Below are 10,006 nucleotides of genomic sequence, written 5' to 3' on the forward strand. Positions count from 1 at the left end.
GCGCTGCTGGATCAGCATGTTAGAATTATGCACCAACGTCGGGTTGGTGCCGTGGCAGGGCGTGGTGGAACGGAGGGCCTATCATGCCTATTGCCAATTTACCCGCCATTCGCGCGTGCCGCCCAGCCTGGAACAAGGGGCGCGTTGTCGGTCAGAAGCGGCCGCTCCTGCCAAAACACGTCTGGGCCATTCGCGTCCGTTTGGAGATCGCCCTGAACCACAGGGATCTCGCCCTGTTCAACCTGGCCATAGACAGCAAACTGCGTGGCTGTGACCTGGTGACACTGAGGGTCGCGGATGTCTATGCCTCGGGCCAGGTCAAGGAACGCGCCTCGATTGTTCAGAGCAAGACACAGCGACCAGTACGCTTCGAGATAACGGAGGGCACGCGCAAGTCGCTCTCGCGATGGATGGAGGAACCGATGATGGTCGGCTCAGAATACCTTTGGCCCGGCCGGTTTCACGATCGTCTGCACATCTCAACGCGGCAGTACGCCCGTCTCGTGCGGGACTGGGTGAGGTCCATCGGGCTGGATTCCACGTCCTATGGGACGCATTCGATGCGCCGGACAAAGGTGGCGCAAATCTACAGAAAGACTGGCAACCTACGGGCCGTTCAATTGCTGCTCGGACATACCAGGATGGACAGTACCGTCCGCTATCTCGGCGTCGAGCTGGAGGATGCTCTCGCGATCTCCGAAAGTGTGGAAATTTGAAGAATTCGGGCCGCTTGCAAAGGCGGCCCTATTTCCGAAGCGGACCTCCAACCTGTCGCATAGCCGCGACGGGTTCGCATGCAGGTCGGACGGACAGCCGACATTCGCTGCGAGCGGAGCCGAACGACCGCTACGCTTCGGAAACAGACGTTACAGGCAACTTATTTGACGCCTTCATCTCCTTCAGTGACAGGTTAGAGCGGATGCTCGTCACCCCGGGCAGCCGTCGTAGCGTGCTGTCGACGAAGGCGCTGTAGTCGTCGAGATCCTTCGCCACCACGATCAGCAGGAAATCGTCCGCTCCAGTGGTATTGTGGCAGGCAAGAATGTTCGGCGTCGTCTGCACGATACGCTGGAACTCGGCGGTGGCGGCTTGGTCATGCTCGGAGCAGCGAAGCTGGACGAAGGCCATGACGCCAAGGCCCAGCTTCCGCCGGTTCAGATTGGCCTGATAGCCTTCAATGATGCCGCTTTCTTCAAGGCGTTTCAGCCGCCGCCAGCAGGGGGTTTCACTCATCCCGATGCGTTCGGCGAGCTTGGCATTGGTCATTCGGCCGTCGTCTTGCAGCAGGGTCAGAAGCTCGGCGTTGACGCCGTCGATCTCGGGCATAGGGCGGATTCCTTCTCGATGCGGGCCACGCATAGGAGATGCTGCCCCAAATATCGCTATAGCGAAGAAGAATGGCAAAGGTATTTCACGTGCCGGGCGGTAATCTGCCCTCGAAATCACCCCTTCAAGCTGAAAGTCCCTGCTATGAAAGCCGTCCTTTTCGAGAAATTCCAAGAAGCCCCTAAGCTCACGACCGTCGACGATCCGACGCCTGCGCCGCATGGCGTGGTGCTCAAGGTGGCAGCGACCGGCGTCTGCCGCAGCGACTGGCACGGCTGGATGGGGCATGACAGCGACATCGAGTTGCCGCATGTGCCGGGGCACGAGCTGGCTGGCGTGGTCGAGGCCGTCAGCAAGGAAGTCAAGAACTGGAAGGTCGGCGACAAGGTCACCGTGCCCTTCATCTGCGGTTGTGGCAGCTGTTCGGAATGTCACTCTGGCAACCAGCAGGTCTGTCTGGATCAGGAACAGCCGGGCTTTACCCACTGGGGCTCCTTTGCGGAATACGTGCCGATCCACCAGGCGGACCTGAACCTCGTCGCGCTGCCCGAGACGATGGACTTCGCGACCGCCGCCAGCCTTGGCTGCCGCTTTGCCACCTCGTTCCGGGCGGTCATCGACCAGGGCAAGGTCAGCGCAGGCCAGTGGGTCGCGGTGCATGGCTGCGGTGGCGTGGGCCTTTCGGCGGTGATGATCGCGGCAGCAGCGGGGGCAAACGTGATCGGCGTGGACCTCGACCCGACCAAGCTGGCCTTGGCGAAGGAGCTTGGCGCCGTGGCGGTCGTCGACGGCAAGGAAGCCGACGTGCCCGCCGCCATCCGGGAGACCACAAAGGGCGGCGCGCATGTCTCGCTCGACGCACTGGGGCACCCCGTGACCATGACGAACTCGATCCTCTGCCTGCGGCCGCGCGGAAAGCACGTGCAGGTGGGGCTGATGCTGGGCGAGCACTCAGCCCCCGCGATCCCGATGCCGAAGATCGTCGGGCAGGAAATCGAACTTCTCGGTTCGCACGGGATGCAGGCGCATCGCTACGGCGCAATGTTGGACATGGTGGCGAGCGGGCGGCTCGATCCGGCGCGGCTGGTGGGGCAGCAGATCAGCCTTGCAGAGGCCCCGCAGGCCCTGATGGAGATGGACAGATTCCAGTCGGTCGGCGCCACCGTCATCACCCGGTTCTGAGCCATGGAGACCATCGCATTCATCGGCGGCGGCAACATGGCCTCCGCCATCCTCGGCGGGCTGATAGCCCAAGGCATGGCCCCGGCGCAGATCATCGTCATCGATCCCGGCGCGGATCAGCGGGCGCATTTGCAGGCGACTTACGGCCTGCGCACCGCGGACGATGTGACAGCGGGATGCGCCGAAGCGGACACTGTGGTCCTTGCGGTCAAGCCGCAGGTCATCGCAGAGGTGGCCGAGCGGGTCGCTGGCGCGCTGAAGGGCAAGCTGTTAGTCAGCATTGCGGCGGGGGTGCCGATAGCCCGGCTGGAGGCGCTCTTCGGGCCCATGGCCATCGTCCGGACCATGCCGAACACCCCGGCCTTGCTGGGGCTCGGCGCCACAGGCATGTTCGCCAATGATTGCGTCGATGCAGCGCAGCGCGCCCGGGCCAAGACCATCGTCGAAGCCTTTGGCCTGTGCGTGGACCTCCCGCGAGAAGACCTGCTGGATGCGGTCACGGCCGTCTCCGGCAGCGGCCCGGCCTATTTTTACCTGTTGATCGAAGAGATGATCCGCGCCGGCGCCAGCCTCGGGCTTACACGCGAAGATGCCACCATGTTGACCCTGCAAACCGCGCTTGGCGCGGCCTCCATGGCCGCTCAGGCCGACGTGCCGCCCGAGGATCTGCGCCGCCGCGTGACCTCGCCGAATGGCACGACCCACGCCGCCATCACCTCGATGCAGAATGATGGCTTTGCGGACATGGTCTCGCGCGCGATGACCGCCTGCCGGGACCGGGCTGTCGAGTTGGGAAGGGCCGAGTGATGTTCGAGAATGTCGAAGACTATCCCATCGATCCGATCATGATCGGCGCCGACTTGTTCGCGCAAGACCCGCGCCGGGAAAAGCTGAACCTGACCGTCGGAATCTATCAGGATGAACACGGGCGCACACCGGTTCTGGAGGCTGTGAAGCTGGCCGAACAGCAGCTGATCGAAACCCAGTCAAGCAAGGCCTACCTCCCCCTGACCGGAGATGCGGAGTATTGCAGCCTGTTGGGGCGTGAAATTATTGGGGACGCCTACAACGCGCGCTGGGTGGCCGCACAGACATCGGGCGGCGCGGTCGCGCTGCGCGTCATGGCCGATCTTCTGGCGCAGCTGCCGGAGCCGCCAACCGTATGGCTGCAAGCCCCGACCTACGGCAATTACGTTCCGATCCTGACGGCCGCCGGCGCGCGCCATCAGGCGCTGCCCTACTATGATCCGCTGCGCAGCGAACTGACATTTGACCAAATGCTGGACGGTCTGAAGGCCGCCCGTCCCGGCGATGTCTTCCTGATGCAGGGCGTCTGTCACAACCCGACGGGCGCGGACATGAGCGAAGACCAGTTCACAGCGCTTCTCGACACGCTTGAAGCCCTTGGGATCGTGCCTTGGATCGATCTGGCCTACCTCGGGTTTGCGCAAGGTTTCCATGCTGATTGCTCGACGGCACGCCGCATCGCGGAGCGCTTTCCCGAATGCATCGTCTGCATCACCCTGTCCAAGTCCTTCGGCATCTACCGCGACCGCGCAGGGGCGCTGTTCATCAAGACCGGTGAAGCCGACCAAGAGCGCATCACCCGCGCGGTCACGGCCATTGTGCGCTCGGGGGCGTCGCACGCTCCGGATCATGGCCCGGCGGTGGTGCGGACAATTCTACAGGATTCGGACATGAAAGCTCTCTGGCTGCGCGACCTCAACCAGATGCGCGAGCGCGTGGCGCGGACGCGCGAGCGGATCGTGGCGACAGAACAGGATATGTTCGGCACCGACCGGCTGGCCTATCTCGTACGGCAGGTGGGGATGTTCTCGCTCCTGCCGCTGAGTGCCGCGCAGGAAATGGCGCTGACCCGGGATCATGGCATCCACATCGTGCAAGGCGGGCGGATCAACGTCGCGCGGCTCGGGGATGAAGATGTCCCGTGGTTGGTCGACGCCGTTTGCCGGACCATGTCGAGGCCCTCACGATGAAACACGCTTGTGCGTTAGGCCAACCTGACGCCAGCCAAGCTGCCTGGGAAATTCGGCGAAACATGATGCCAGCTTTGCGAATGCCGCACCGCGGAAATTGATGATCTCGACAATGTCTGCAATGGGCCGACTGTGCCGGTAAGGTGCTAACGCACCAATCGTCCACTGAAAGACCGTGGCTGGTCGTTTCGGCCTTTTAAGGAGGATACGGAAGCTCCTGTAACCGCCTTTGGTGAGCCAAAATGCTGAAAGGCGGACCTGAGTATCTATGGGCCCAATGTCTCTCATGTCCGCCCGCAGTATATTTCACCAGGTTATTGATGCGTCCGTGTCTTTTGCGGGTCGTAGACCGGGCTGCCAACCACTGTTGCGGCGGTTTGAAGAGTCTCGCCTTTAAGCCGCAGAACCGTTCCAGCGGCGATCCCAGGGCGGACATGTGCCAGCGCCAGCGATTTGCCCATCCGGTGAGAAAAGCAGGGGCTGTTGATCACCCCGATCTCTTCACCGTCCAGCAGCAAGGTCTCTCCGCCCTCCACTATTTCCGAATGATCAATGTCGAGGCAGACATTGGAAATCTTCTCGCGGCCCTTCGACGCCATCACTGCCTCTTTGCCGCGGAAGTCGCCCTTCGTGGCGCCGACTGTGAAACCCAGGCCAACCTCCCAAGGGGTGTGCGCCTCGGTCATGTCATAACCGTAGAACAGCAGCCCCGCTTCAACCCGCACCTTGTCGAGCGCAGTGAAAGAGCAAGGCATGACGCCAGCCTCTGCCAGCTTGTCCCAAATGTCAGCAATCACCGCGGCGCTGGCAAAGATCTCATAGCCGCGTTCGCCCGAATAACCAGTGCGCGAGATCCGGCAGGGGTGGCCAAAGAGGACGGCAGGAGCATGTTCAAAATAACCCAGCCCGGCAAGATCGATGTCGCAACGGGTATTCAGGATATCCAGCGAGGCCGGACCCTGGACCGAAACATCATGCAGGTCGTCGGTGAACTCCAGCCAGACGTCACGGCCCTCTGCCGAGGCTTCCAGCAGCGCCATGGTATCGCCTGAGCCATGCACGATCATCCATTCATCGCCGCCGTTGTTTGAGACAATGGCGTCGTCGGCAATACCGCCCGCTTCGGTCAGAACACAGAGGTAGGCAGCCTTGCCCGGAGCGACATTGGACAGGTCGCGGGTGGTCAGGTGATCCAGCACCGCCTGCGCGTCCTTGCCGCGGACAAACACCTTCTTCAGCGGCGACATGTCGAACATGCCGGCGCGCTCACGTACTGCGTCGTGCTCGTCGTTCGGGTCGGTGCTGTAGGTCCAGGCGGTGCCCATGCCGTTCCAGTCTTCCAGCCCCGAGCCGAGGGCAATGTGGCGGGAGGCAAGCGCCGATGTGCGGCTCAGTTCTTCGTTCATTGTCAAGGTGTCCTTTCTCAATACCATTCGTCAGGCATGGCGGCTTTGCGCTCCGCCACGAAGTCATTCAGGGCAGTGCGGGTGCTGCCGTTCATTTCCGGCGGCTGATACTCCGTCAGCATCTGCCGCCATCGGGCCGCGGCACGCTGATCAGCGGTCTGGCTGCCATTCTCGTTCCAAGTTTCAAAGGGGCCGCCTTCGGGCACCTGCGGTTCGAAATTGGCGGTGGTGTAGTGGCGCAGGGTGTGGCTGGTAGACAGGAAGTTCTCGCCCGGACCCGCCTCGGCGTAGGCATCACGGCCGAAGGCCTCGTCGTCCGTGCCAAACCCCTGCAGCATCTTCAGCATCGCGCCGCAGTGGTCGAGGTCCATCACGAATTTCTCGTAGGACATCACCAGACCGCCTTCGAGCCAGCCAGCCGCGTGCCAGACCTGATGGCCGCCGGACAGAAGGGTGGCCCACATCGCCCCGGCGCTGTCCTGCATCGCCTGACCGTCGGCGGCGTTGGAGGCAGTGACCTGACCGCCGCCGGAACGCACCGGCACCCCCAGTCTGCGGCCCAGCTGGCTCAGCGCCATGGTGGTCAGGTTCGCCTCCGGTGAGCCAAAGGTCAGCGCCCCGGTGCGCAGGTTCATGGAAGAATGAAAGCTGCCGAAGACGACCGGGCAGCCGGGGCGCACCAGCTGGCTGAGGGCAATGCCCGCCATCGCCTCGGCCAGTGTCTGGGCGGCAACCGCCGCCGGTGAGAGCGGCCCCATGGCGCCAGCAAAGATGGCGGGCGAGATGCAGACGCATTGGTTGGCTGCCGCATAGATACGCAGGGAGGCGGACATCACCCGGTCATAGATCAGCGGCGAATTAACGTTGATATTGGCCTGCATCACCGCGTTTCGGTCCAGGAACTCCGGACCGAAGGCCAGCCGGGCCATTTCTATACTGTCCTGTGCGCCCTGCGCGGATGTCACACCGCCCATGAAGGGTTTGTCCGACAGGGTGAGATGGGCCTGCATCATGTCCAGATGCCGCTTGTTTACCGGCACATCAGTCGGTTCAACCACGGTGCCGCCGGTATGGTGCAGAGCGGGCGACATATGCGAAAGTTTCACGAAGTTTTCGAAATCCTCCAGCGCGGCATAGCGGCGGCCTTGCTCCAGGTCGGTGACAAAGGGTGAGCCGTAGCCGGGCATCAGCACCAGGTTGTCCCCACCCAAGGTCATCGTGCGGGCGGGATCACGGCCATGCAGCTGGAATTCGGCGGGAGCGGTTTTGCATAGCTGGCGCACATGGCCCGGTTCGAAGCGGACCCGGACACCGTCAACGCGCGCTCCGGCAGCGGCAAACAGCGAAAGTGCTGTGTCATCGCCGCGGAATTCGACGCCGATATGCTCCAGGATCCAGTCCGCCTGGGCTTCGATGCGCCGAAGTGCGGTCTCGTCCAGCAAATCGTATGCAGGAATATGGCGGCGCCTATACACCGGTGCCGCCTGGGACGCATTGTGCCGGGTCAGCCGCCCCCGGCGCGACTTGCTGCGCTGGGTGATATGGGTATTGGCGTTCATATTTCCCAACGCTGAGACTCCTGAAAAATGTTCCGTGGTCCATATTTTAGGAATCTGAATAGCCAGCAATCGATTTTATTTGCCCTGTTCGTTCAGGAAATTTATACGATTTTTGTTATGCCCGTAGAATTCCGCCATCACGACAGCCTGCGCCTGTTTGCTGAGATCGCCCGTTACCGCAGCTTTTCCGATGCAGCCGAAGCGCTGAACATGACCAAGGGCGCGGTCAGCTATCAGGTGAAAACGCTGGAGGCGGATTTGGGGTTTGCGCTGTTTCAGCGCAATGCCCGCGGGGTCGAGATGACGCCGGACGGGCTCAAGCTGCTGGCTGCCTGCCAAAGCCACTATGAAGAGATCGAGGCTGGTATTCTGGCCCTCAAAGGGGTTTCTGCCAAAACCCTGACGGTGGGTGTCTCCACCTATTTCGCCGCCCGCTGGCTGTCGCCGCGGCTGATGTCCTTCATGCAGGCGCATCCGGATATCCAGCTCCGGCTGCAACCGATGATCCGACTGTTCGATCTGGAAGCTCAAGGTGTTGACATCGCAATCCGTTGGGGAAACGGGCAATGGGGGGATGGCGACGTTACGCCGTTCCTGCCGTGCCCGGCTTTTCCCGCAGGCAACGCTGCAGCACTGGAAACAGTGAAGCGGCTCGGCTGGGAACAAGCGGTTTCAACCTTCACGCTGTTGCGTGATCATGATGACAGCGATGCCTGGACGGACTGGCTGAATGCCGCAGGGCTGCCGCACCGGACGCGGCGGGACACGCTAATCATCCCTGACCCTAATGTGCGAGTTCAGGCGGTTGTTGATGGTCAGGGGATCGCCCTGATGGACACGCTGATCGAGCGGGAACTGGAAGAGGAGAAGCTGTTCCGTCTGTCACCGCATACGCTGCAGGACTACGGCTACTTTCTGGTCCGCCCGCGCAAAGCTGCTTCCCAAGACTGCGCCGCAGCGTTTTCAAGATGGTTGCAAACCCAATAGACTGGCAAATCTTTCTGAATTGCTTCTTTGAGCTTTTGCTCGAACAGGCTTGTCTCCAATCGCGCGATTGCGGGCCAAGCACGGTTTCGAGGTTGCCGCGAATGACCGCAAAGGCAGGCCGCGCTGCAGCAATTTTAATGCCGCACATACGGCAGCTTTGGGTCGGTCAGGTTCCAAAGGGCGACCACAGTTCGCAACTGTGCAGCGGCAGTTCCTGCGCTTCGCTGGCCTTTGAGCGGGGCGCAGCATCGCCCTGGCTGATGGTGCAGACCCGAATGTCCGCTTCTCTAATTGGGCGTTTGGGTCAAGCTCGTTTTTCTTCCTTGTACGGGATCATTGTCGCTCATCCGGGTCACGCTTCTCTTCGCAGTCTGGGTGATACCGGGTGAGGGCATCGCTGCACGCATGTGTCGGATTGGTTGTGGAGAGCCTCGCTTTCGGACGCGCTTCTCGTTGCGCAGCAGACATTTTCGGCTTCTTCCACGAACCTCGTCCGGTGAGGACGATCCCGTTCAGTTCTGGTATTGGGCTATTAGGTCATGCCATGCCCTCCACCGTCCCTGAACGGAACTCGGTGCCATCTACCCACATGCGATGGAGCAGAACGGCCAGTTTGCGGGCGACAGCCACGACAGCGCGGCGACGCCGCTTGGTGCGCATCAACCGCATCCCCCATGATTTGATCTGAGAGCCCGCCTTGGTTCGTACCAGCAAGGAGTTGGCGGCGGCGTAAAGTGTCGCCCTCACGTCTCGATCCCCGGCCTTGGATATTCGACCGGGATTATCTTGTTCACCGGACTGGTATCTTCGGGGCGTCAAACCAAAGTGAGCGGCCACGGTGCGAGATCGTTTGAAACGCGCGGGGTCATCAACCGCAGCCTTGAAGGTCAATGCTGTAACCGGGCCCACGCCGGGGGCCGTCATCAGGCGCAGGCAGACCTCATCCTGGCGGGCCGCGCGTTTGACCCTCCGGTCCAGTTCCAGGAAGTGTTGGTGCAGCGCCAACCGGGCATCAAGCAGCGGCAGCAAGGCATGGGCCAACACCTCATCCATCTCGACAATTGGCCGGACCATATCGTCAAAGCTGCCATGCTGCACTGTTTTGGGCAGGCGGATACCGAAGATCTTCAAAAGACCGCGGACTTCGTTGGCCAGATCAATGGTCTTGCTCAGCAGAGCTTTCCGTGTGCTCAGAAGCGCCCGAATGCCGTGCGCCTCCCGGCTCTTCATATAAACGGGGTTGAACCACCCCGTGCGCAGGACTTGAGCAATTCCCCGAGCATCGTTCCGATCCGTCTTGTTGCGCATCGCCGATAGTGCGGCGCTGACCTGAGTAAGGCTCCGGCGAAGACCGCGGTCCCATTGGCGCTGTGATGTGATACCCGTTGTTCATGGAGATCGACGAGGACAAGATCGACGACGCGGTTCTGGGACTGCTCTGGTTGACGCTGCATGATGAGCGTCGCGCCTGGAAGGGAATGGACTGGTCGGCACTGGATCGATTGCATCGGAAGGGTTTGATCCATGACCCGGTTAACCGGGCCAAATC

10 protein-coding genes are annotated in these 10,006 nt (G+C 61.7%); 6 read left to right on the forward strand and 4 right to left on the reverse strand.

Features of this window, described 5'->3' with window-relative positions:
- Nucleotides 1-83 precede the first annotated feature (83 nt).
- On the forward strand, nt 84-716 hold the full coding sequence (locus tag GKC28_RS21845) for a tyrosine-type recombinase/integrase (protein ID WP_174149099.1): 633 nt from the start codon (nt 84-86) through the stop codon (nt 714-716).
- A gap of 130 nt (nt 717-846) precedes the next feature.
- On the opposite strand, the gene GKC28_RS21850 is transcribed toward GKC28_RS21845, so the two are convergent.
- On the reverse strand, nt 847-1,326 hold the full coding sequence (locus GKC28_RS21850) for an Lrp/AsnC family transcriptional regulator (protein ID WP_174149100.1): 480 nt from the start codon (nt 1,324-1,326) through the stop codon (nt 847-849).
- A 144-nt stretch (nt 1,327-1,470) separates the two neighbouring features.
- Here GKC28_RS21850 and GKC28_RS21855 point away from each other — a divergent pair, with 144 nt between their 5' ends.
- Genes GKC28_RS21855 through GKC28_RS21865 form a run of 3 tightly spaced genes read left to right on the forward strand, consistent with a single transcriptional unit; the run spans nt 1,471 to nt 4,505 of the window.
- Nucleotides 1,471-2,508 carry a zinc-dependent alcohol dehydrogenase family protein gene (locus GKC28_RS21855; protein ID WP_174149101.1) on the forward strand — a complete coding sequence of 346 codons (1,038 nt, stop codon included), beginning with the start codon at nt 1,471-1,473 and terminating at the stop codon, nt 2,506-2,508.
- Nucleotides 2,509-2,511: 3 nt separating this feature from the next.
- Nucleotides 2,512-3,315 carry a pyrroline-5-carboxylate reductase gene (gene proC, locus GKC28_RS21860; RefSeq protein WP_174149102.1) on the forward strand — a complete coding sequence of 268 codons (804 nt, stop codon included), beginning with the start codon at nt 2,512-2,514 and terminating at the stop codon, nt 3,313-3,315.
- Nucleotides 3,315-4,505 (forward strand): aromatic amino acid transaminase, encoded by a 1,191-nt coding sequence (locus GKC28_RS21865; RefSeq protein ID WP_174149103.1) that lies wholly within the window; start codon nt 3,315-3,317, stop codon nt 4,503-4,505. The genes proC and GKC28_RS21865 overlap by 1 nt, the downstream gene beginning before the upstream one ends.
- 314 nt (nt 4,506-4,819) lie before the next feature.
- Here the strand turns inward: GKC28_RS21865 and GKC28_RS21870 are convergent, their stop codons facing one another.
- Nucleotides 4,820-5,911 (reverse strand): aminomethyltransferase family protein, encoded by a 1,092-nt coding sequence (locus tag GKC28_RS21870; RefSeq protein WP_174149104.1) that lies wholly within the window; start codon nt 5,909-5,911, stop codon nt 4,820-4,822.
- Between the two features lie 17 nt (nt 5,912-5,928).
- Nucleotides 5,929-7,470, reverse strand: a complete 1,542-nt coding sequence (locus GKC28_RS21875; protein ID WP_174149111.1) for a trimethylamine methyltransferase family protein — start codon at nt 7,468-7,470, stop codon at nt 5,929-5,931.
- Nucleotides 7,471-7,587: 117 nt separating this feature from the next.
- On the opposite strand from GKC28_RS21875, the gene GKC28_RS21880 reads away from it, so the two are divergent.
- Entirely contained in the window at nt 7,588-8,457 is an 870-nt protein-coding gene (locus tag GKC28_RS21880) for a LysR substrate-binding domain-containing protein (protein ID WP_217434177.1), read from the forward strand.
- Between the two features lie 537 nt (nt 8,458-8,994).
- Here the strand turns inward: GKC28_RS21880 and GKC28_RS21885 are convergent.
- Entirely contained in the window at nt 8,995-9,765 is a 771-nt protein-coding gene (locus tag GKC28_RS21885) for an IS110 family transposase (RefSeq protein ID WP_254604351.1), read from the reverse strand.
- A gap of 83 nt (nt 9,766-9,848) precedes the next feature.
- Here GKC28_RS21885 and GKC28_RS26765 point away from each other — a divergent pair.
- Nucleotides 9,849-10,006, forward strand: a 158-nt coding sequence (locus GKC28_RS26765) for a DUF6429 family protein (RefSeq protein WP_174149106.1), incomplete at its 3' end; no start/stop codon positions are given.

This window comes from Leisingera sp. ANG59, from assembly GCF_013317235.1.
Lineage (GTDB): Bacteria > Pseudomonadota > Alphaproteobacteria > Rhodobacterales > Rhodobacteraceae > Leisingera.